Origin of the sequence: Gluconobacter sp. P5H9_a, from assembly GCF_018812085.1 — a bacterium.
GTDB lineage: Bacteria > Pseudomonadota > Alphaproteobacteria > Acetobacterales > Acetobacteraceae > Gluconobacter.
The window spans coordinates 22,632-43,597 of the sequence record NZ_JACRVW010000005.1 but is presented as its reverse complement, the minus strand read 5'-3'; the positions used below and the strand labels follow the sequence as shown (position 1 = coordinate 43,597).

The window sequence follows — 20,966 nt, the reverse complement described above, 5'->3', positions numbered from 1 at the left end:
TTAGGCGAACGGATCTTCCGGATAGCCGACGCCTGTGAGGCAGAGGCCATCTGGTGGAGAGGTTGGTCCGGCTGCGCAGCGGTTCCGGGCTTCCAACACTTCGCGCATTTTTTCTGGCGGCCACTGGCGAGAGCCAACCATGACCAGAGAGCCGACCATATTTCGGACTTGATGGTGCAGGAACGAGCGTGCCTTCGTGTTCACGATAACCAGTTCGCCTTCCCGGTGAATGGTCAGAACATCAAGAGTGCGGACGGCACTTCTGGCCTGACAGGCGATGGCTCGAAATGATGTAAAGTCGTGCGAGCCCAGAAGGTAGTTCGCGCCTTCCTGCATCAGGTCTACATCCAGCACGCGCTTGACGTGCCAGACGTGTGTCTCCTGCAAGGCTGGGCGCGCCTGACGGTTCAGGATCTTGAACTGGTAGCTGCGCCAGATGGCGGAGAAACGTGCGCTCCAGTCCAGGCTGACCTGTGCGGCCTCCAGAACTACAACCCTGTGAGGCTTGAGGTAATAACCCATGCCATCGCGGATCTGGCGCCCGTTGATCTTGGCGTCGCCCGGGAAATCGATGTGAATGACCATTCCGGAGGCGTGGACACCAGCATCGGTGCGGCCTGCGGTGATGCTGGAGACCGGACGATTTCCAACAAGCCGAGACGCTGCCGCCTCAATGAGGCTCTGGATAGAGACGCCGTCTTGCTGTTTCTGCCATCCCACAAAGCCCGTCCCGTCATATTCGAGACGTAACGCCCAGCGGGAGATATCCATTTCAGTCAAAGCGTGTGCCTGCCGGAATTTCTTGTCCGCGTACGAAATCTGCAGCGTCCATCATGCTGCGTCCTGGCCTCTGAATACGGTCAATGCGCAGTGCGCCGGTGCCGCAGGTAATGGTCAGAGCATCATCCAGTGAGCTACCGGCAACAGGCCCTGCAATTTCTGGACGTGGGGTAGCTGCGCCAATTTTAAGGACGACACCATTTAGCATCGTGAATGCGCCGGGCCATGGTGTCAGCCCCCGAATTTGGCGATCGATGTCCTCGCAGGACCGTGACCAGTCGATACGCCCGTCTTCGCGCTTCAACATATGTGCGTATGTCACACCCTCTTCAGGCTGTGGCACAGCCCGAGGCTGCTCACTCAGTGCTCGAATAATCAGCCTGCCGCCAATTTCCGCCAGACGATCGTGGAGCGTGCTGGCGGTGTCTGACAGACTGATCGGCGTGGCTTCTTCCAGCAGGACCGCGCCCGTATCGAGACCCTCGTCCATCTGCATAATGGAAACGCCGCTTCTGGTGTCTCCAGCCACGATGGAGGACTGGATAGGAGAAGCTCCGCGCCAGCGGGGAAGCAGGCTTGCGTGAATATTCAGGCATCCCAGACGAGGGGCATCCAGCATGGCTTTCGGCAGGATCAACCCGTAAGCGGCGACTACTGCGGCGTCTGCATTGAGCGCAGCAAAGGCTTCATGCTCCGCTTCGTCCCGGCGAACGCGGGCAGGCGTACGCACTTCAATGCCTGCTGCTTCGGCTGCTTCATGGACAGGGGAACGCCGCACGGCTTTGCCACGCCCTGCTGGACGTGGGGGCTGCGTATAAACGGCAACGATTTCGTGTCCTGCGGCCATGAGGGCATGCAGGGCCGGAACCGCGAAATCCGGCGTACCCATGAAGATCAGACGCATCAGAGATTAACGCCTTCTCAGCTTCTGCTCTTTGGCCAGGCGGCGCATGATCATGTTGCGCTTGAGTGTGGAAAGGTGATCCACGAACAGGATCCCTTCCAGATGATCCATTTCATGCTGGATACATGTGGCCAGAAGGCCGTCAGCATCACGCTCGATGATCTCGCCCGCGAGGTTGCGGTAACGCACGCGAATCGATTCGGGACGGATCACTTCTGCATACTGGTTCGGCAGGGAGAGGCAGCCTTCTTCCCGCACAGCCATCTGCTCAGAATCCGTGACGATTTCCGGATTGATGAGAACCATGGGCTCACGGGGGGCATCGTCTTCTGCGACGTCCACAAGGGCGAAGCGCATATCAAGACCAACCTGCGGGGCCGCTAGGCCAATGCCGGGAGCCTTGTACATGGCGGAAAACATGCCAGGAAGCTGCTCTCGCAGGAACGCCATGTCTTCCGCGCGGACGTCACGGGTGACCTGACGCAGCACGGGCGCAGGGGCAATCAGGATCGGGGTCGGCGGCACCGCGTCGATGCCGGACAGGAAATCGAATTCGCTCATGCCTTGCGATGTAGCGAGCGACGACTGTTTATGCCAGTCCCGAGCAAGCATTTCCCGAGGCAGAACTTGCATAGAAAGCCTGCTCCACCATATCCTAGGGTCACGTCAGATGCCTCATGGAGGGTCTGGTTCCCGCTGTCTCGCTCATGGAGGAGGCTCTAGCCCTATGTCCGGTCGCTTGTTTACATCCCCGATGTTCCTTGGTTTTGATCATCTTGAGCAGATGCTCGAGCGTGCCTCCAAGTCCACGTCAGACGGTTACCCGCCCTACAACATCGAGCAGCTGAGTCAGACGGCGCTCCGGATTACCCTGGCTGTAGCCGGGTTCGTGATGGATGACCTTCAGATCACGCAGGAAGACAACCAGCTGGTGATCCGTGGACGTCAGACCGATGACAGCCAGGGACGGATCTTCCTGCATCGTGGTATTGCTGCACGGCAGTTCCATAAGGCGTTTGTTTTGGCTGAAGGCATAGAGATTGGCGGGGCATGGCTTGATAATGGCCTGCTTCATATCGATCTTCTACGTCCGGAGCCCGAAGTCCGTGTCAAACGGATTGCTATCACGCAGGGACGGCGCACTGGCGGGAGCCCGCAAACGGTTCAGCACGAAGTTGTCCCGCCTGTGGTCAAGACGGCCCGGCGGACCCGGCCGGTGCGGGAACTCGACGACGAGTAAGTCACGTATCGACAGTATGAATGTTTCAACCTGACTGTGGCTGGAAAGGCCCTCAGGTGTCAGTAAGGATTATGAATTGAACAACCCGTTCGAAAACAGTGATGGGCACGAAGACGTACTCCCCGCAGATCTGAGGCGGATCACGGGGCCGCAGCTTCGGACGCTGGGGATGTCCCAGCTGGCCTATGTCAAATCAGTGCTGCATGACGGCGAGTTGATGGTGGCAATTCACGCCGCTGACGGCACGCCGATGGCAGTTGCCGAAGATGAGGAGAGCGCCATGGACGCAATCCTCGAACATGAATTGATTCCTACTCTTCTTCAGTAAGGTTCTGGCGTGAGCATCAATACAGATATTATCCGTCACCTCGAAGAGAACCGCTTGGCCGGCGTGGTGACACATAACGGTTTGGCTTATCTTGCCGGACAGGTTGCGGACGATGCCACGCTGGATACCGAAGGCCAGACGGCTGACATCTTGCGCCAGATCGACGCGCTTTTGGCTGATCTCGGGACGGACAAGACCCGTATTCTGTCTGTGCAGATCTTCCTGACCGACATCAATGAGATCGGGAACATGAACAAGGCTTGGGATAAGTGGCTTGATACAGGCCATAAGCCCGCCCGTGCCACGGTTGAGGCGAAACTGGCCGATCCGGACTGGCGGGTAGAAATTACGGCGATTGCCGCCCTGCGCTGATCTCAGCAGAGTTCCATAAAAAAGCGGTATGGCTTTAGTGGCCATACCGCTTTTTTTGTATCTTCCGACTTGTAGGGCTGCTGGCCTTATCTAAAGAACCGTTCGGCAAAGCTTGTGCGAAGATAGGTTCGTACAAGCCTTAAAGTGGGTCCCATCCGGCCTAAAGCGTTGCATCGAAGACGACGTGTTCTGCCGTTTCGTCGCCGCTTTTCATGCAGTAGGCTGCGAACATCGCAATCACGACGAAGCATCCCATCGGCACAATATAGGCAAGCTGCATGTTTCCGCCTGTAGCGTCCGAGATGTAGCCTTGCAGAAGCGGAAGGATACCGCCGCCGCTGATGCTCATGACCAGAATTGAGCCGCCATAAGCGCGGTCATGGCCGAGTTCATCGACGGTCAGGCCATAGATGGTTGGCCAGCAGGGGCCGAGCAGTCCACTGACGAGGATGGCCGCGTACACAGCCGTGAAGTCATGCACCATCACCGCATAACCCAGCGCCACGATGCAAAGCAGGCTGTAAACGAACAGAACCCGCGCCGGACGGGCGTGCCGCATAAAGAAATTGGCAACCAGCTTGCCGACGAAGAAGGCACAGAATGAGGCGATCAGGTACACGGAGGCCTGCCGTTCGTTGATGTGCCCTAGTCGCATGGAGAGGCGGATGATGAAGCTCCAGACGCCAACCTGTGCGCCGACATACAGAAACTGTGTCAGGATACCGAGGACAAAGCGCTTATTTGCGAACAGCCGTTTGAGAGCCCCGGCAGTATCCAGTTCGTGACTGCGCTGCTGATCGCGCCCTTTGCAGGCCGGATAACGCGTGACGCCAATCGCGATCATGACGACCAGCAGAACCCCGAGAATGTAGACATACGGCTCAAGGGTGGCGTGGATCATGCCGAGCTGATGCTGCCAGGCCTGAGCGGCAGGCATGGCGGAAAGCTGCTCGCGTGACAGGTCGCCATCCTTGAAAATCAGGTAGGCCCCCATGCTGGAGCCGAGAATGGCGCCAATCGGTTGAAATGCACTGGCAAAGTTCAGGCGGTGCGTTCCGCGCCCCGGAGGGCCGAGCAGGGTGCAATAGGTATCGGCCGCAGTTTCGATGAAGACCAATCCCGCCGCGACAACAAAAAGGGCGACGAAAAAGATCTGGTATGTCGCGAAATGGGCAGCGGGGAAGAACAGGCAGCAGCCGATCAGATACAGGAACAGCCCGAGTTGGATCGACCATTTGTAGCTAAAGCGCTTGATGATCATGCCCGCAGGAATACCGAGTACAAAATAGCTGATGTAGAACGAAAATTGCACGAGCGCGGACTGAAAATCCGACAGCATGAATGCCTTGCGGAACTGCCCGATCAGCACATCATTGAGGCTCATTGCGCAGCCCCAGAGGGAAAACAGGCAACATAGAAGCCCGAAAGCCAAAAGGGGCGTGCGGTTCAGGTAAAAGCCGTCCGGGAGTTGGACGATAGGGTCAGACTTGGCCACGGATTGCCTCATGGAAGTAGATTTAGCGCTAAAGACAAAAAAGAGGTCTCATGTCGGCTACAGGGGGGAGGGCAGAGGATTTTCATCGCGCATATCACATAAATAACGTTCTAAAACGATATTTTTATCATTTCAAATGTTCTTACAGTGGCAAAAGATCACATTGACTGGAGATGCCACATTTACACTGGCTTCTTGACCTTTACAGCCCGCCCCCGCATCGGCACTCTTTGTTTCTAAAAGTAACATGCATGAGTAGATGATGACACGTCGGGAGAAGTTGCTGAGTCTATTGCTGATGGCGTCTCTCGGTGCTTTGGGTGGTGCGTTGATCACGCCAAGCCTTCAGAGATCAGGATTTTTTGGCCCGTCTCAAGCTGCCAACACGCCTTCCGTTCTGGATAACGGGTTGAATGTTCCCGTTCGACCAGAGGCAGAGACGGGTTCTGATGTCAGGCAGGATGAACAGGCGCTGCGGAAAGATCTGGAGGTTTTTCCCTATCCTATTCCTCCCCAGCCCCCCAAGCGAATGTCTGTCGAACTGAGGAGTGATGAGTTTTACGCCTCGGAAGTCCCTTACTATGCTATTGGTTACAATGACTTTTCACTGAATGGACTTGAAGCTGCGGCGGCTGAACAAAATCACAGACGGCGTGTCTTTCGCCATGACCTGAACTTTGGCGCGTATTCCATCCCGTTGCCTCCAGGGGATTGGACGACACTTGCAACCGTTCTGGAGAGGCCTGCTGCCGATGGAACGGTGAGGCGCGGTGCTTTTCTCGCGCGTATGGATGGTCATGAACCTACTGGCTATGTGCTGGTAAGGTCAGGAGAAAGTCTGACACCTCTTCAGCCAAATTCAAACTGTGCCTACGTGCGGCGTTATGCGCGGGGTGTTTTGCAGGAGCCGGAGGATGGGCAGGAAGAGTGCTGGTTCATCAACAGGGTCGCTTTTGCCTACTCGGATTGGGATCTGGATAAGGCTCCGCTCCCTTTGTTGATTGGGGAAAGAGCCATCAGCCAGAACAAGGATCATTTTCCGTCCACGATCGTCGGTGCAACCTATTTCCGGGCGATGGGTAAAGCCTGGGAGGAAGTCACATATTTCTTTGATACAGGGGCGAACGATGTCCAGATGCTTGGGACATCGGATATTTGGGCGCCGTGGAACATAGGTAACAATCGTACGCTCCAGCATTTTGTTATTCGGGATGCCGACTGGCTGAAGAAAGTCATTCCTGTCATTCGGGACAATTCCGCACATGACCTGTCACCGCAGGCCTATGACGCCATGAACGAAGGCGTGCCTGAGTAAGCTTTTTCTGGGGTTCCGCCCATGCGGGGATAAGGGTAAGTCCCGACAGCCCTTTATTTCCAGCTTCCAGTGCCTCCGAGGATCCATGATTCGTCTCGACAATATCAGCAAGCATAACGGCCAGCGCGTCATTTTTATTGAGGCCTCAGCCGCTCTTCTGAAGGGCGAGAAGGTGGGTCTTGTCGGTCCCAACGGTGCGGGAAAATCCACGCTGTTCCGCATGATCACAAAGCAGGAAGAGCCGGATGAAGGGAACGTTCTGACGGATCGTGGCGTCACCATCGGCTTCTTCAGCCAGGATGTTGGTGAAATGTCCGGCCACAGTGCTGTGGCGGAAGTCATGAACGGGGCAGGTGCCGTTTCGGAAGTGGCTGCCGAACTGGCCGAGTTGGAAGCCGCTATGGCGGACCCAGAGCGGATGGATGAGCTGGACAGCATCATTGAGCGCTTCGGTGAAGTGCAGAGCCGCTTTGAGGATCTCGGTGGTTATGCGCTGGATGGCAAGGCGCGTGAGGTCTTACACGGTCTCGGGTTCAGCCAGGAAATGATGGACGGAGACGTCAGTCTTCTGTCTGGCGGCTGGAAGATGCGCGTGGCGCTGGGCCGTATTCTTCTGATGAAGCCTGATGTCATGCTGCTCGATGAGCCGAGCAACCATCTTGATCTGGAAAGTCTGATCTGGCTTGAGCAGTTTCTTGCTGGTTATGATGGTGCATTGCTCATGACGTCTCATGACCGTGCCTTCATGAACCGTATCATCAACAAAGTGATCGAAATTGATGGCGGCAACCTGACGACGTTCTCTGGAAACTACGAATTCTATGAAGAACAACGGGCCCTGAACGAGAAGCACCAGCAGGCACAGTTTGAGCGCCAGCAGGCCATGCTGGCCAAGGAAATCAACTTCATCGAGCGATTTAAGGCCCGTGCGTCTCATGCCGCGCAGGTTCAGAGCCGTGTGAAGAAGCTGGACAAGATCGACCGCGTGGAGCCGCCGAAGCGTCGTCAGGCCATGAGCTTCGAATTCGCACCGGCTCCGCGTTCGGGTGATGTGGTGGTCAACATTCAAGGCGTTGACAAGCGCTACGGCAGTCGCACGATCTATGACGGACTGGATCTGATGATCCGCCGGCGTGAGCGCTGCTGCATCATGGGTGTGAACGGTGCTGGCAAGTCCACATTGCTAAAACTGGTGACAGGGACAACGGCGCCGGATTCCGGAACGGTGACCGTCGGCAGTAATGTAAAGATCGGGTATTTTGCCCAGCACGCCATGGACCTTCTTGATGGCGACCGAACAGTCTTTGAAATGTTGGAATATACCTTCCCGCAGGCCAATCAGGGCGCTCTACGTTCGCTCGCTGGTGGTTTCGGATTTTCGGGTGACGAAGTCGAAAAGAGCTGCCGGGTTCTGTCTGGTGGCGAAAAGGCCCGCCTTGTCATGGCTCTGATGCTCTTTGATCCACCGAACTTCCTCGTACTCGATGAGCCAACCAACCATCTGGATATGGCCACGAAGGAAATGCTGATCACGGCCCTCGCAGACTATGACGGAACCATGCTGTTCGTCTCCCATGATCGTCACTTCTTGGCAGCCCTGTCTAATCGCGTTCTGGAAGTCACGCCGGAAGGTGTGCATCAGTATGGTGGCGGATATACGGAATATGTGGCGCGTACAGGTCAGGAAGCGCCGGGCCTGCATTAAGCTGGCTTGAGACGTCAGGAGGTTTTCCTCAGGCGTCGCCTCTGGCTGGATTTTGCGATCCCCATGCCTTCCCGATATTTTGCCACTGTCCGGCGCTGGATGGCGAACCCTTCTTTTTGAAGTTGGGTCGTCAGGGCATCATCTGACAGGATGTCATCGTCTTCCGAAGCGATCAGCGTTTTGATGCGGTGCTGAATGGCGCTGGCACTTTGCGTAGAGCCGTCGCTGGCCTGAAGAGCCGTAGAGAAAAACATACGAAGCGGAAGAATGCCGCGGGGTGTGTCTATGTACTTCCCGTGCACAACCCGGCTGACCGTGCTTTCATGGACATCTGCGCCTGTGGCGAGGTCGCGCATGGTGAGGGGGCGGAGAGCAGCGAGGCCCTCTTCAAAGAACGCCGCCTGCTGACGGACGATCTCGGCTCCAATCTTCAGAATAGTCTGGCGACGCATTTCCAGCGCGCGGATGACAGCATTGGCCTCGTTTGCATAAGCAAGAAGCTGTCGTCCGGCGTCTGTTGAACTGTCGAGCGCGCTTTGCATCTCCAGATCCACGTGACAGTGGGGCAGCAGACGATGATTGAATGTCAGGCGGAACCCTGGACCATTTTTGCGGAGGATCAGGTCTGGCTGAATGGGGGAGACTGGCTGGCGCGGATCAAAGCCCGGTCTGGGATTAAGAGCCTGAATTTCTGTCAGCATATCGAGCAAGTCGTCCTGTTCGAGCTGACATTTCTGGCGGAGCAGCCGCCAGTCCCTTCGGGCTAAAAGATCGAGATTAGCCAGAAGAATTTTCATGGCAGGATCTAGCCGATTTTTCTGTTCCAGCTGGACCGCCAGGCACTCTCCCAAGGAGCGTGTAAAAAGACCAGCAGGCTCCAGTCGCATCAGAACTTGGCGGATAGTTTCAAGAACAGCGGGCTCGACACCAAGTTCGACCGCAAGGCCTGAAACTGCTTCCGGTAATCGTCCGGCCTCATCGAGGCAAGCCAGAAGATAAAGAGCGGCAGCACAGTCCTGCTGGACGGGAAACCGGAGATGGATCTGGGCAATCAGATCATCATGAAGTGTGGGGCCGGGGGCCGCAGTCTCTGGTCGTTCCGAACCCGAAGTAAACCGTTCAGGGTCATCATCGTGCAAGTCAGATGCGGGATCTGCGGGCTCTGTGTTGGGAGCAGTGTCCGTGGATTCCAGAACGAGAAGGGGGTTCAGTTCCGCAATCTGCTGAAGTGATTGCGTCAGCTCCTGATGGCCCAGTTGCAGCATCGCAATCGCCTGACGCAACTGTGGCGTCATGACGAGCGACTGTGACTGGCGCTGAATCAGACCGGGACTGAGCATCCCGTCAGATTAGAGCGAGAAGTTCTCTCCAAGATAGACCCGGCGCACATCTTCATTGGCGACGATGGCTTCCGGTGTACCTTCCATCAGAACCTGACCGCCATGCATGATGTAGGCGCGGTCAATGACTTCGAGCGTTTCGCGGACGTTATGGTCCGTAATCAGCACGCCGATGCCACGATCCTTGAGGTGAGACACAAGATCGCGAATTTCGCCGACAGCAATAGGGTCAATACCGGCTAGAGGCTCATCCAGCAGGATGTAGTTCGGCTGGCTTGCCAGGGCGCGGGCAATTTCCAGACGACGGCGTTCACCGCCGGACAAGGCCAGGGACGGCGAGTGGCGCAGATGCGTGATGCCAAACTCCGCGAGAAGGCCGTTCAGCATGGTTTCGCGTTTTTCAGGATCGGATTCGATCACTTCCAGCGCAGCCATGATGTTCTGTTCGACGTTTAGGCCGCGGAAAATGCTGGCTTCCTGTGGCAGATAACCAACGCCCAGACGGGCTCGCCGATACATCGGCAGTTGGGTGATATCTGCTCCATCCAGCGTAATGGTGCCTGTGTCTGGCTGGACCAGTCCGACGATCATGTAGAAGCTTGTCGTCTTGCCTGCGCCGTTCGGTCCGAGGAGGCCAACAGCCTCACCGCGTTGAACCTGAATGGACACGTTCTTGACGACAGCCCGCTTCTTGTAGGTCTTGCCGATCCCGCTGGCGACCAGACCGGTCTGGAGCACGGGAAATGAGGGGGATGTGTCTGTCACTTTGGTGCCTGGCTGCTGTTGGCTTCGTTTGGAACGACCAGTCCCTGAATAGGAGAGTCAGATCCTGGCAGCATCGTGGCAATGCCGGTCTTCATATTGACGATAGCCTGAGACCCGTTGTTCTGGTTCTGGCCCTGCGTCACATGCACGTGGCCGATCAGGCGGGCGATCTGGCTGGCAAAGACATAGACGCCTCTGTCCCCGGTTGCTGTTTGAGTGGGGGTGCGAAGCACGACATGGCCCCAGCCATAAGCACGATCCAATTTGGAAGAACCACCCCCAAGAGGGCTGCCGTCGCTTTTCGCAGGCTGGGCCTGTCCTGCGGGTGCAGGGGAGTCCGGTGCACTGAAGGAGACCAGCACGTCAGCCTTGATCTGGCGCCCGTCATTGGTGGTGACAGTTGCGTTTCCACGACCGACCGACATGCGGGTTTTGGAGTGATATTCCATGACGTCACGCGCAGTGAGCACATCCTGCGGCGTCGTAAGTTTCAGGTTCTTGCCAGTCATGACCATGACGGCCTGATCCATGTCATACAGGGCACGGTCGCCCCAGCCTTGGTCCGTCTGGTTATAGATATGGACGTGACCGCGAGCTTCGATGCGGTACAGCTCAAGGGAGCCACCCATCGGGTCGGCTTCACCCGTCTGTCCATTTGCCGACGGCGGCGGTGTGGCTGGCTGCCCCTGTGGAGCCGCTTTCTTGCGCAGATAGCCAATCAGCGTATCGGCATCGACCGTTACATCCCCTCGTACGGCGCGGGCACCGCCAGTCAAGGTAACTGTCTGGGCGTTCCGGTCGTAGATTTCCTCGCTTTTCCAGAACAGCTTAACGGCCTCGCCATGAGACATATCCAGCCCATCCGCATAAGCGGCAGGTGTGGCGGTAGTGGCGAGGAGAAGTCCTGCAACGGGAAGCAGTCTGGCGATGCGGCTCATCATTTCTCTGTCTTGGCTCCTTCCTGGCGGAGGCGGGCCGCCATGGAAGGGGGGCCGTTATCGTCGTTGCGGACCGTCAGACCCGGCCCTGTAAACTGCATGATACCTGCATGCTGGTCCAGGAAATAGCCCTGCGCGTCCTGCTTGCCAAATGGGCCTTCGGCATGGACCCAGTCGTGGGATGCAATAACGTCCTGCTTCAGGTCCATATCGGCGGAAGGGCCGTTCATGAGCGTCCCGTCATCGCGGTAAAGCACCACGTTGTCGTCCAGATTCAAGGTCTGCTCGTGCTGCATGTAGACACCCCGATCCGCCTTGATGTGCGCCCAGGAATTGCCTGCCAGCTCGATATCCGCCACTGGATCAACCAGATCTACACGGTCTGGGCCTTCCTGATGCGTAACGCGTGCCGTGATCATGTACAGGTGGTTATGGGCGTCCAGACCGCGATAGACGGCATTTTCCATATTGCCGCTCTCAACGCGCAGGCGGGCCATTTCCTTCAGAGCGGCACGGTTCTGATTGACGAGATGAGAGATCTCGGGCCACGCCGCAATTGAACTCAGCAGAACAAGTGCGAGCCCTGGGAGTGCCCATTTGGCGAACCCCAGAAGAGAGCGGCGGCGAGCCAGCTCTTCCGGATTTGGAGCGGTCCGTACCTTCTGGAATGCTGCACGGCGCAGGGCGTCAAGCTTGGCGAGGCTTTCGCTCCGGTTTCCTGAAAAGTCGTCCCGTTTGGGGCGTTTGTCATTCTTGGGCGAGTCGGTCATGCCAGGCCCGCCCTCAGGAGATCGTGCAGGTGAATGATGCCCTGTGGGCGTCCGTCCTCTCCAACGACGAAAAGACTCGTGATCGGTTTGGAGCGTGCATTCATGAGAAGAAGGACGTCCTGTGCCAGGGTCGAGGGGGCTGTCGTGGTTGGAGAGAGATTCATGACCTCTTCCGCCGTGGTCGTGTCAAGATCACTGTGAAGTGCCCGTCGGAGATCCGCATCCGTGATGAGACCGCACAGCGCGCCATTCTCGTCCGTCACGCCCATGCAGCCAAAAGCTTTGTGCGTCATTTCCAGAATGACCGAGCGAAGCGAGAGAGATTTTTCCCCGAGTGGAAGGGCCTCTCCGGTGTGCATCAGCTCCCGCACCGGGCGCAAACGCGCGCCCAGACGGCCGCCTGGGTGAAACACGCTGAAATCGTTGGCTGTGAAGCCGCGTTTTTCCAGAAGGGCGATGGCCAGCGCGTCTCCAAGAGCAAGCTGGAGAAGCGTGCTCGTGGTTGGTGCCAGTCCCATGGGGCAGGCTTCTCTGGCGGGAGGGAGAACCAGAGCAATCTTGGCAGCACGGGCCAGAGCTGAAGTCTCGACGGATGTTATGGCGATCACATCCAGTTGTCTGTGTGACGCATACGACAGAATTGCGGCAAGTTCTGTGGTTTCGCCGGAATTCGAGAGAGCAAGGATGACATCCCCCGCCGCGACCATGCCCAGATCACCATGCGCGGCTTCTGCGGGGTGCACGAAAAGAGACGGAGTTCCGGTAGAGGCAAGGGTGGCTTGGATCTTGCGGCCAATATGACCCGACTTCCCGATCCCTGTGACAATCAGCCGGCCAGAACAGAGAAGGATTCGCTCAATGGCGTGGCTAAAAGCTTGCCCCAGAGAGCCGCCGAGGGCGCTTTCGAGCGCTTCAAGCCCCTGTCGCTCGACAGCAAGAGTGTGCAGGGCCGAGGGAAGGGGCGAGGTAGCCGGGTTTATCATGTCGGGACGCAGTGTAGGCGATTACGCGCGGTGTGCGAAGATGTCGGGCTCGTCGTAGCCCAGAAGGTCCAGACGGGTGCGCGCTGAAAGGAAGTCAAAGCAGGCCTGAGCCAGCTCCCGCCGCTCTTCCCGGATCAGCATGGCTTCAAGCTTGTCCCACAGGGCATGGAGATAAAGCACGTCAGATGCAGCATAGCGCTTCTGATCGTCCGTCAGGGTTTCAGCGCCCCAGTCCGAGCTCTGCTGGTGCTTGCTGATCTCGACGCCAAGCAGGTCGCGGCACAGATAGGCCAGTCCATGACGGTCCGTGAACGTATAGACGAGGCGGGCAGCGATCTTGGTGCAGATGACGGAAGAGATCGTGATGTCAAAGGCCTTCTGGAGCACGGCCACGTCAAAACGAGCAAAGTGCATCAGCTTGGTGATCGAGGCATCCGAAAGGAAAGCTTTGAGATTAGGGCAATCATAGCCACGGCCACCCATGGAGACAGGCTTGATCTGCACGAGGTGTGCTTCACCGTCACCGGCGGAAAGCTGCACAAGGCAGAGGCGATCTCTGTAGGGATTGAGACCCATGGTCTCGGTATCTATGGCGACAACAGGGCCAATATCAAAATCTTCCGGCAGGTCGCCGTCATGAAGATGGATGGCGTTCTGCTGGCTCATTTTGTTGTCACCGAATTTTTATGAACTCAGAGGGGAAGGTTCGTATGAACCTGACCGTCTGTGGTGCCCAGAAGAAGACTCGAACTTCCACGTCCTTTCGGACACAGGTACCTGAAACCTGCGCGTCTACCAATTCCGCCATCTGGGCTCAGAAAGCACCGGGTTTTTTCAGTTTCCTGAGGCATCCCGGGTTGGTGAAGAGGCGTTTACATTGACTGAATGAGAGCGTCAACAGTTGGAATGAAAGAAAACAGGGAAATGGAAAAACTTTTTTCGGGTGCGGGGCAGCAGAAGGTCGCTGTCATTGGCGGTGGCGGTTTTATCGGGCGCAGCTTGGTGAGAAAGCTGGTTGCCACGGGGCATGTCGTTCGTGTGGGAAGTCAGAATCCCGAAAAAATTCAGGGGCTTGGAAAAGCGCGCGGAACAGGGCGCGTCGAGTTCCTGAAAACGTCAGTCAATGATGCGGCGCAACTTGATCGTCTGTTTGATGGTGTGGACGCTGTCGTCAATCTTGTGTCTGTCATGACGCCAGATGTGCAGACTCTGCATCGCATTAATGTCGAGGGCGCTCGGCTCGCAGCTGTGCGGGCTCATCTGGCAGGTGTGAAGCATTACGTTCATATGTCCGCCATTGGTGCTTCTCTGACGTCTCCAGGGGCATATGGCCGGAGTAAAGCGGCTGCAGAGCGTGTCGTGCGGGACGTTTTTCCTGATGCGCGTCTGCTTCGCCCGTCTGTGGTGTTCGGGACGGACGACAGCTTTTTCAATCTGTTTGCCTTGATCGCAGCGCTATCACCTGTTTTGCCGGTTTTTGCTGGCCGCACATATTATCAGCCGGTATTTGTGGAAGACGTTGCAGAAGCAGCGCTACGACTTCTGCAGCCGGAGAATGCAGGTCTAACGGTTGAGGCCGGTGGTCCCGATATCCTGAGTATGCGTGAGCTTATGGCGTTCGTACTCGAAGCGTCGGGTCGTACAAGAATCCTGCTCCCGATCCCGCAGGTGGTCGCGCGCCTTGAAGCGACTGTTCTGGAGAAGTTGCCCCGTCATCTGCTGACACGGGACCAGGTGGCCATGATGTCTGTCGATAATGTCGTACAGCCGGGGGCTGAGACCTTGCAGACACTCGGAATCCATCCTGCATCACTGGGAATGGTGGTTCCGGGGTATCTGAATGGAAGCATCTGTAAGCTTTATCGCCAGCTAAAAGCCTAATTGGTCCATATCGGACCTATAAAATGTGACACTGACGCAAGAAAAGTGACGTTATGAGGTCGGTTTTTTTATATTGGTAAGTATTGCTGACTATTATCGCGTAAACTGACGGAATAGCTGGTATTCCACAAATTTCGTACGCGTGGCGTGCGTTCTGTTTTTAGGAGACACGGCGCATGGCCGAACGGATGTTGCAGTTCGTCAATCACCCACAGATCCTTCCGGAGAAGCGTGACGCTGCTGAGCGTCGTGCAGACTTTGGAGAGATTTACCGTGGGTTTGCGATGAGCCGCGCTGAAGAGCAGGCCTCTCGCTGCTCTCAGTGTGGAATTCCGTTCTGCTCCGTGCATTGCCCGTTGGGCAACAACATCCCGGACTGGCTGAAGCTGACGGCGGAAGACCGTTTGCAGGAAGCCTATGAGATGTCTTCGGCCACCAATACCTTCCCGGAGATCTGCGGCCGCATCTGCCCGCAGGATCGTCTGTGTGAAGGCAACTGTGTGATCCAGAAGGGGTTCGAGAGCGTCACTATCGGTGCTGTCGAGCGCTTCATTACGGAAAATGCCTTCGAGCAGGGCTGGGTGCAGCCGCGTCTGCCGGATCGTGAACTCAAAATCAGTGTCGGCGTCGTGGGTTCCGGCCCTGCCGGTCTGGCCTGTGCGGAACGTCTGCGGGCACGCGGGTATGAGGTTCATGTCTATGAACGTCAGGACCGTGTGGGCGGCCTGCTGACTTACGGGATTCCGAGCTTCAAGCTGGAAAAGCATGTCGTGGCCCGTCGTCACAAGCTGCTGGAAGAGCAGGGCATCATTTTCCATCTTTCCACGCCAATCGGTGCGGGTGAGGGGGAAACCTCGCTGGATGATCTGCGGACGCGTCATAACGCGGTGTTCCTTGGGACGGGCGTCTACCGTTCGCGCTCCGTAGATGTTCCGGGTGCAAACCTGAACGGCGTTGTGGATGCGATTGACTTCCTGACGGCTTCGAACCGCCGTGGATATGACGAAGACCCAGGCGAAGATGTGGCACTTCATGCAAAGGGCCGTCGTGTTGTTGTCATCGGTGGTGGCGATACGGCCATGGACTGCGTTCGGACGTCCATCCGTCAGGGCGCCGAGAAGGTTACCTGCGTTTATCGCCGTGACCGTGCGAACATGCCGGGCTCCCGTCAGGAAGTTTACAACGCCGAGGAAGAAGGCGCGAATTTCGAGTGGCTTGCTGCACCGGAAGAGTTTCTGGGCGAAGGTACGGTTGAAGGTGTGAAGGTGCTGAAAATGCGTCTTGGTGCACCGGATGCTACGGGCCGCCGCTCTATCGAAGGCACGGGCCAGCATTCCATTATTGAAGGCGACCTTGTGATCCGCGCGCTGGGTTTCGATCCGGAAGACCTGCCGGGCCAGTGGCAGCAGCCGGAACTTGCCGTGACGCGTTGGGGCACGCTGACGGTTCCGCCGGGCGGCTTCCAGACCAGCCTGCCGGGTGTGTTCGCTGGCGGCGATATTGTACGCGGTGCCAGCCTCGTTGTCTGGGCCATCAAGGACGGCCGTGATGCGGCTGACGCAATGCATCTTTCTCTGACCAAGACCCTGGCGCTGGAGGCCGCGGAATGACACAGAATACCGATTTCATCCGCGATTATGCCGAGAACGTCGAGCGCCTGAAGGGGCTGTATGACCCAACGCAGGAGCGCGATTCCTGTGGTGTGGGTCTTGTGGCTGCGCTGGATGGCAAGCCGTCCCGCGCTGTTGTGAAGGCAGGTATCGAGGCTCTGGGGAATATCTGGCACCGTGGCGCTGTCGATGCTGATGGCAAGACGGGCGATGGTGCGGGCATCCATGTCGAAATCCCGCAGGATTTCTTCGCAGAGGCCATTCATAACAGCTCCAGCGATGACACGATCGACGGTCGCATTGCCGTTGGCATGGTGTTCCTGCCGAAGACGGACCTGGCGTCGCAGGAAGCTGGCCGTCAGATCATCGAAACCGAGGTTCTGAACTTCGGTTACGGAATCTATGGCTGGCGTCAGGTGCCGATCGATACGGCCTGCATTGGTGAGAAGGCCAACCAGACGCGCCCCGAGATCGAACAGATCATGATCCGCAATACGCTCGGTCGGACGGAAGACGAGTTCGAGCGTGACCTGTATGTGCTGCGTCGTCGCATCGAGAAGCAGGCGACAAGCCAGCAGGTGGATCTGTATATCTGTTCGCTGTCCTGCCGTTCGGTCATCTATAAGGGCATGTTCCTTGCCGAGAACCTGACGGATTTTTATCCAGATCTTCTGGACGAGCGCTTTGTCTCTCGGTTCGCGATCTACCATCAGCGTTACTCGACCAACACGTTCCCGACCTGGAAGCTGGCCCAGCCGTTCCGCAAGGTGGCGCATAACGGTGAGATCAACACGATCTCCGGCAACACCAACTGGATGCGGTCGCACGAAACGCGCCTGTCACACGCGGCACTCGATCCTTACATGGATGATCTGAAACCGGTCGTGCAGGCTGCGGGTTCGGATACGGCGGCGCTGGATAACGTCTTTGAGCTCATGACCTTCGGTGGCCGCAGCGCGCCGATGGCCAAGATGATGCTCATTCCGGCGTCCAGCGGCGCGAACTCCGCGATTTCTCCGGCAGCGCGGGCCATGTTCCGCTACTGCAATGCGGTGATTGAACCTTGGGATGGCCCGGCCGCAGTCTGTGCGACGGATGGCCGCTGGGTCATCGCCGGGCTGGATCGTGCGGGTCTGCGTCCGCTGCGGTATTCCATCACGAATGACAATCTGCTGATCGTGGGTTCGGAAGCGGGCATGGTCCGCGTGCCGGAAGCGCGCATTCAGCGTCGCGGGCGCCTTGGTCCGGGGCAGACGCTGGCGCTCGATCTCAAGGAAGGTCGCCTCTACCAGCCGGATGAACTGCTTGAAATGCTGGCCTCCCGTCAGGATTTCCAGTCCTGGGTCAAGCGCATCCGCAATATCGAGCCGATCGTGCGGGATGTGGTCGAGCCGGAAGGTATGGCTGCGGACGTGCTGCGTCGCCAGCAGATGGCCGTCAGCCTGACGCATGAAGAGCTGGAAACCATCCTTCACCCGATGGTCGAGACGGCTGCCGAAGCCCTGGGCTCCATGGGTGACGACACGCCGCTTCAGGTTCTGTCCAAGATCTACCGTGGTCTGTCGCATTATTTCCGTCAGGGCTTCAGCCAGGTTACGAACCCGCCGATTGATTCCTTGCGTGAAACACGGGTGATGAGCCTGATTACGCGTCTGGGTAATCTGGGGAACATTCTCGATGAGCGCCCGGAACAGTGCGATCTGCTTCAGCTTCCCAGCCCGGTTCTGACGGTTGGGGAGTTTGATGAACTGCGGAAAGTCTGCGGTGAGAACGCTGCCTCGATCGACTGTACTTTCCCGGTTGAGGACGGCGAAGAAGGGCTGCGTGCGGCGATCGCGTCCATCCGGGTTCAGGCGGAAGATCATGTCCGTGGCGGTTGCACCCMTCTGTTCCTGACGGATGAGAACACAGGTCCGGATCGTGTGGCCGTGCCGATGATCCTTGCGACGGCCGCCGTGCATGTTCACCTTGTGCGTCATTCCCTGCGCACGTTCACGTCCCTGAACGTTCGGACGTCCAGTGCCATCGACGTTCACGCTATTGCCGTGACGATCGGTGTTGGTGCGACGACAGTGAACCCGGCGCTGGCCCAGCACAGCATCGCGGATCGTCTGCGTCGTGGCCTGTTCGGCCAGATGACGATGCGTGAGGCGATGGAGCGTTACCGCAAAGCGGTGGACAAGGGTCTGCTCAAGATCATGTCCAAGTTCGGGATTTCCATCATCTCGGCTTACCGCGGCGGTTACAACTTTGAAGCCATTGGTCTGTCCCGTGCGCTGGTGGCCGAGTTCTTCCCAGGCATGCCGTCGCGTATTTCCGGCATTGGTCTGCCGGGTATCGCCCGCAACATCCTGAAGGCTCATGCGGCTGCGTGGGATCAGAAGGTTGAAGCGCTTCCGGTCGGTGGCCGCTACAAGCTGCGCCGTCAGGGCGAGACGCATGCCTTCTCCGGTCAACTTGTGCACATGCTGCAAAGTGCGGTTTCGGCCAACAGCTATACGCTGTATCGCCGTTACGCGGATGCCGTGCGTCAGATGCCGCCGGTCGCCCTGCGCGATCTGCTGGACTTTAAAGCGCCTCATGCACCGATCCCGGTGGACGAGGTTGAGAGCATCACACAGATCCGTCGTCGCCTTGTGGCGCCGGGGATTTCGCTGGGCGCTCTGAGCCCCGAGGCACATGAGACGCTGGCAATTGCCATGAACCGGATCGGGGCGAAGTCCGATTCCGGTGAGGGTGGCGAGGATGCCGAGCGTTCCAAGCCGCGTCCGAACGGGGACAATGCGTCTTCGGCCATCAAGCAGGTGGCGTCCGGGCGGTTTGGTGTGACGGCGCAGTATCTGAATGACTGCCGCGAGATCGAGATCAAGATGGCGCAGGGTGCGAAGCCCGGCGAGGGCGGGCAGCTTCCGGGTTTCAAGGTCACGGAACTGATCGGGCGTCTGCGTCATGCGACGCCGGGGGTCACGCTGATTTCGCCGCCGCCGCATCATGACATCTATTCGATCGAGGATCTGGCGCAGCTCATTTACGATCTCAAGCAGATCAATCCGACGGCGACCGTCACGGTTAAGCTGGTGGCGCGGACGGGCATCGGCACGATTGCGGCTGGTGTGGCGAAGGCCAAGGCGGATGCGATCCTGATTTCCGGCCATTCGGGCGGGACGGGGGCGAGCCCGCAGTCTTCGATCCATTATGCGGGTCTGCCCTGGGAGATGGGGTTGTCCGAAGCGCATCAGGTGCTGATGCTGAACCGGCTGCGTCATCGTCTGGTGTTGCGGACCGATGGCGGCATCAAGACGGGTCGTGACGTTGTCATGGCGGCGATGCTGGGGGCCGAAGAGTTCGGCATTGGTACGGCCGCGCTGGTGGCCATGGGCTGCATCATGGTGCGTCAGTGCCATTCCAACACCTGCCCTGTCGGCGTCTGCGTTCAGGACGAAAAGCTGCGTGCGAAGTTCGAGGGCTCCCCGGAGAAGGTCATCAACCTTTTCACGCTGATTGCTGAAGACATCCGCCATATCCTTGCCGATCTAGGCGTTCGCTCCCTGAAGGACGTCATTGGACGGACGGATATGCTGCGTCAGGTGTCCCGCGGTGCGGACTATCTGGATGATCTGGATCTGAACTCCCTGCTGGTGCAGGCCGATCCGGGTGAACATGCCCGTTACTGCACCCGCGAGGGCCGTAACGAGGTTCCGGAAACGCTGGACGCACAGATCGTGGCCGATGCGATCCCGCTGTTCGAGCGTCGTGAGAAGCTGCACCTGCACTACAACGTGCAGAACACGCATCGTGCGATCGGGACGCGTATTTCCGGTATGATCACCCGTCAGTTCGGGATGCACGAACTGCCGGAAGGCCAGCTTACGCTGTCGCTCCGTGGGTCGGCTGGTCAGTCCCTGGGTGCCTTCGCGGTGCAGGGGCTGAAGATGATCGTGGAAGGCGATTCCAACGATTACGTCGGTAAGGGGCTTTCGGGTGCGACGATCGTTGTCCGTCAGTCTCCGGCGTCCACGTGGCGTTCGGAAGAAAATGCGATCATCGGCAACACGGTTCTGTACGGCGCGACGAGTGGCAAGCTCTTTGCGGCCGGTCAGGCTGGTGAGCGTTTCGCGGTTCGTAACTCCGGTGCGACGGCTGTTGTTGAAGGCTGTGGCTCGAATGGTTGCGAGTACATGACCGGCGGTAAGGTCGTGATCCTCGGTGAAACTGGCGATAACTTCGGTGCTGGCTTTACGGGCGGCATGGCCTATGTGCTCGATCCGAAGGACCGCTTTGAATCCCGCATCAATCCGGACACGGTGATGTGGAACCGCGTGCAGCCTGGCAGCCGCTGGGACGTGGAACTGCGCACGCTGGTCGAGCAGCATGTGGAAGAAACAGGCAGCACTTACGCCGCGGACCTGCTGCACTGCTGGGAGCACACGCTGGAGCAGTTCTGGCACATCGTTCCCCGCGAATATGCCAAGGTCATTGGCTATGTGCAGGAAGATCTGTCCAAGCTTTCAGCCTGATTGCTTTGATCGAGTAAATTCTG

18 protein-coding genes and 1 tRNA gene are annotated in these 20,966 nt (G+C 57.8%); 8 read left to right on the top strand and 11 right to left on the bottom strand.

Features of this window, described 5'->3' with window-relative positions; translation table 11 throughout:
• From truA to def, 3 genes are read right to left on the bottom strand one after another with little or no spacing between them, the layout of a single operon-like run.
• Entirely contained in the window at positions 1-771 is a 771-nt protein-coding gene (truA, locus tag KP708_RS06830) for a tRNA pseudouridine(38-40) synthase TruA (protein ID WP_046899768.1), read from the bottom strand.
• A 1-nt stretch (position 772) separates the two neighbouring features.
• Positions 773-1,684, bottom strand: a complete 912-nt coding sequence (fmt, locus tag KP708_RS06825; RefSeq protein WP_215748952.1) for a methionyl-tRNA formyltransferase — start codon at positions 1,682-1,684, stop codon at positions 773-775.
• Positions 1,685-1,690: 6 nt separating this feature from the next.
• On the bottom strand, positions 1,691-2,245 hold the full coding sequence (def, locus tag KP708_RS06820) for a peptide deformylase (RefSeq protein WP_215749418.1): 555 nt from the start codon (positions 2,243-2,245) through the stop codon (positions 1,691-1,693).
• Positions 2,246-2,411: 166 nt separating this feature from the next.
• On the opposite strand from def, the gene KP708_RS06815 reads away from it, so the two are divergent.
• The 3 genes from KP708_RS06815 (at position 2,412) to KP708_RS06805 (ending at position 3,624) form a co-directional block, all read left to right on the top strand.
• A complete protein-coding gene (locus tag KP708_RS06815; protein WP_046899766.1) occupies positions 2,412-2,924 on the top strand; it encodes an Hsp20 family protein in 513 nt (170 codons plus the stop codon).
• 76 nt (positions 2,925-3,000) lie between these two features.
• On the top strand, positions 3,001-3,252 hold the full coding sequence (locus KP708_RS06810; protein ID WP_202206487.1) for a DUF1150 family protein: 252 nt from the start codon (positions 3,001-3,003) through the stop codon (positions 3,250-3,252).
• Positions 3,253-3,261: 9 nt separating this feature from the next.
• The gene (locus KP708_RS06805) at positions 3,262-3,624 is read left to right on the top strand and encodes a RidA family protein (protein ID WP_215748951.1); all 363 of its coding nucleotides are present in this window, start codon (positions 3,262-3,264) and stop codon (positions 3,622-3,624) included.
• Positions 3,625-3,784: 160 nt separating this feature from the next.
• Here KP708_RS06805 and fucP read toward each other — a convergent pair whose 3' ends face one another.
• Entirely contained in the window at positions 3,785-5,119 is a 1,335-nt protein-coding gene (gene fucP, locus KP708_RS06800; RefSeq protein ID WP_215748950.1) for an L-fucose:H+ symporter permease, read from the bottom strand.
• Between the two features lie 259 nt (positions 5,120-5,378).
• On the opposite strand from fucP, the gene KP708_RS06795 reads away from it, so the two are divergent.
• Together KP708_RS06795 and KP708_RS06790 are read left to right on the top strand one after the other, a co-directional pair.
• Positions 5,379-6,434, top strand: a complete 1,056-nt coding sequence (locus tag KP708_RS06795) for a hypothetical protein (RefSeq protein ID WP_215748948.1) — start codon at positions 5,379-5,381, stop codon at positions 6,432-6,434.
• Between the two features lie 85 nt (positions 6,435-6,519).
• On the top strand, positions 6,520-8,139 hold the full coding sequence (locus tag KP708_RS06790; protein ID WP_215748947.1) for an ABC-F family ATP-binding cassette domain-containing protein: 1,620 nt from the start codon (positions 6,520-6,522) through the stop codon (positions 8,137-8,139).
• A gap of 14 nt (positions 8,140-8,153) precedes the next feature.
• On the opposite strand, the gene rpoN is transcribed toward KP708_RS06790, so the two are convergent.
• The 7 genes from rpoN to KP708_RS06755 all read right to left on the bottom strand — a co-directional run bounded on the left by rpoN (position 8,154) and on the right by KP708_RS06755 (position 13,749).
• Positions 8,154-9,479 carry an RNA polymerase factor sigma-54 gene (gene rpoN / locus KP708_RS06785; protein ID WP_215748946.1) on the bottom strand — a complete coding sequence of 442 codons (1,326 nt, stop codon included), beginning with the start codon at positions 9,477-9,479 and terminating at the stop codon, positions 8,154-8,156.
• A 9-nt stretch (positions 9,480-9,488) separates the two neighbouring features.
• Positions 9,489-10,244, bottom strand: coding sequence for an LPS export ABC transporter ATP-binding protein (gene lptB, locus KP708_RS06780; RefSeq protein ID WP_046899759.1), 756 nt, complete (start codon positions 10,242-10,244; stop codon positions 9,489-9,491).
• Entirely contained in the window at positions 10,241-11,185 is a 945-nt protein-coding gene (locus tag KP708_RS06775) for an LptA/OstA family protein (RefSeq protein ID WP_202206493.1), read from the bottom strand. Before KP708_RS06775 ends, lptB begins: the two co-directional genes overlap by 4 nt.
• Entirely contained in the window at positions 11,182-11,952 is a 771-nt protein-coding gene (lptC, locus tag KP708_RS06770; RefSeq protein WP_215748945.1) for an LPS export ABC transporter periplasmic protein LptC, read from the bottom strand. Before lptC ends, KP708_RS06775 begins: the two co-directional genes overlap by 4 nt.
• Positions 11,949-12,935 (bottom strand): SIS domain-containing protein, encoded by a 987-nt coding sequence (locus tag KP708_RS06765; protein WP_086634479.1) that lies wholly within the window; start codon positions 12,933-12,935, stop codon positions 11,949-11,951. The genes lptC and KP708_RS06765 overlap by 4 nt, the downstream gene beginning before the upstream one ends.
• 21 nt (positions 12,936-12,956) lie before the next feature.
• Positions 12,957-13,601 (bottom strand): ribonuclease D, encoded by a 645-nt coding sequence (locus KP708_RS06760; RefSeq protein ID WP_215748943.1) that lies wholly within the window; start codon positions 13,599-13,601, stop codon positions 12,957-12,959.
• 61 nt (positions 13,602-13,662) lie between these two features.
• Positions 13,663-13,749: transfer RNA gene (locus tag KP708_RS06755), tRNA-Leu, on the bottom strand.
• 110 nt (positions 13,750-13,859) lie between these two features.
• Here KP708_RS06755 and KP708_RS06750 point away from each other — a divergent pair.
• The 3 genes from KP708_RS06750 to gltB all read left to right on the top strand — a co-directional run bounded on the left by KP708_RS06750 (position 13,860) and on the right by gltB (position 20,943).
• Entirely contained in the window at positions 13,860-14,816 is a 957-nt protein-coding gene (locus KP708_RS06750; protein ID WP_252347229.1) for a complex I NDUFA9 subunit family protein, read from the top strand.
• 176 nt (positions 14,817-14,992) lie between these two features.
• Positions 14,993-16,426, top strand: a complete 1,434-nt coding sequence (locus KP708_RS06745) for an NAD(P)-dependent oxidoreductase (protein WP_215748941.1) — start codon at positions 14,993-14,995, stop codon at positions 16,424-16,426.
• Positions 16,423-20,943, top strand: a complete 4,521-nt coding sequence (gltB, locus tag KP708_RS06740) for a glutamate synthase large subunit (protein ID WP_215757162.1) — start codon at positions 16,423-16,425, stop codon at positions 20,941-20,943. The genes KP708_RS06745 and gltB overlap by 4 nt, the downstream gene beginning before the upstream one ends.
• Positions 20,944-20,966 lie beyond the last annotated feature (23 nt).

Bases quoted from the DNA above. Each gene is read 5' to 3' on its own strand.
- KP708_RS06795 (WP_215748948.1), top strand. From the start codon at position 5,379: ATGATGACACGTCGGGAGAAGTTGCTGAGTCTATTGCTGATGGCGTCT.
- KP708_RS06765 (WP_086634479.1), bottom strand. From the start codon at position 12,935: ATGATAAACCCGGCTACCTCGCCCCTTCCCTCGGCCCTGCACACTCTT.
- fmt (WP_215748952.1), bottom strand. From the start codon at position 1,684: ATGCGTCTGATCTTCATGGGTACGCCGGATTTCGCGGTTCCGGCCCTG.
- rpoN (WP_215748946.1), bottom strand. From the start codon at position 9,479: ATGCTCAGTCCCGGTCTGATTCAGCGCCAGTCACAGTCGCTCGTCATG.
- KP708_RS06790 (WP_215748947.1), top strand. From the start codon at position 6,520: ATGATTCGTCTCGACAATATCAGCAAGCATAACGGCCAGCGCGTCATT.
- KP708_RS06750 (WP_252347229.1), top strand. From the start codon at position 13,860: ATGGAAAAACTTTTTTCGGGTGCGGGGCAGCAGAAGGTCGCTGTCATT.
- lptC (WP_215748945.1), bottom strand. From the start codon at position 11,952: ATGACCGACTCGCCCAAGAATGACAAACGCCCCAAACGGGACGACTTT.
- KP708_RS06760 (WP_215748943.1), bottom strand. From the start codon at position 13,601: ATGAGCCAGCAGAACGCCATCCATCTTCATGACGGCGACCTGCCGGAA.
- def (WP_215749418.1), bottom strand. From the start codon at position 2,245: ATGAGCGAATTCGATTTCCTGTCCGGCATCGACGCGGTGCCGCCGACC.
- truA (WP_046899768.1), bottom strand. From the start codon at position 771: ATGGATATCTCCCGCTGGGCGTTACGTCTCGAATATGACGGGACGGGC.
- KP708_RS06745 (WP_215748941.1), top strand. From the start codon at position 14,993: ATGGCCGAACGGATGTTGCAGTTCGTCAATCACCCACAGATCCTTCCG.
- KP708_RS06815 (WP_046899766.1), top strand. From the start codon at position 2,412: ATGTCCGGTCGCTTGTTTACATCCCCGATGTTCCTTGGTTTTGATCAT.
- KP708_RS06775 (WP_202206493.1), bottom strand. From the start codon at position 11,185: ATGATGAGCCGCATCGCCAGACTGCTTCCCGTTGCAGGACTTCTCCTC.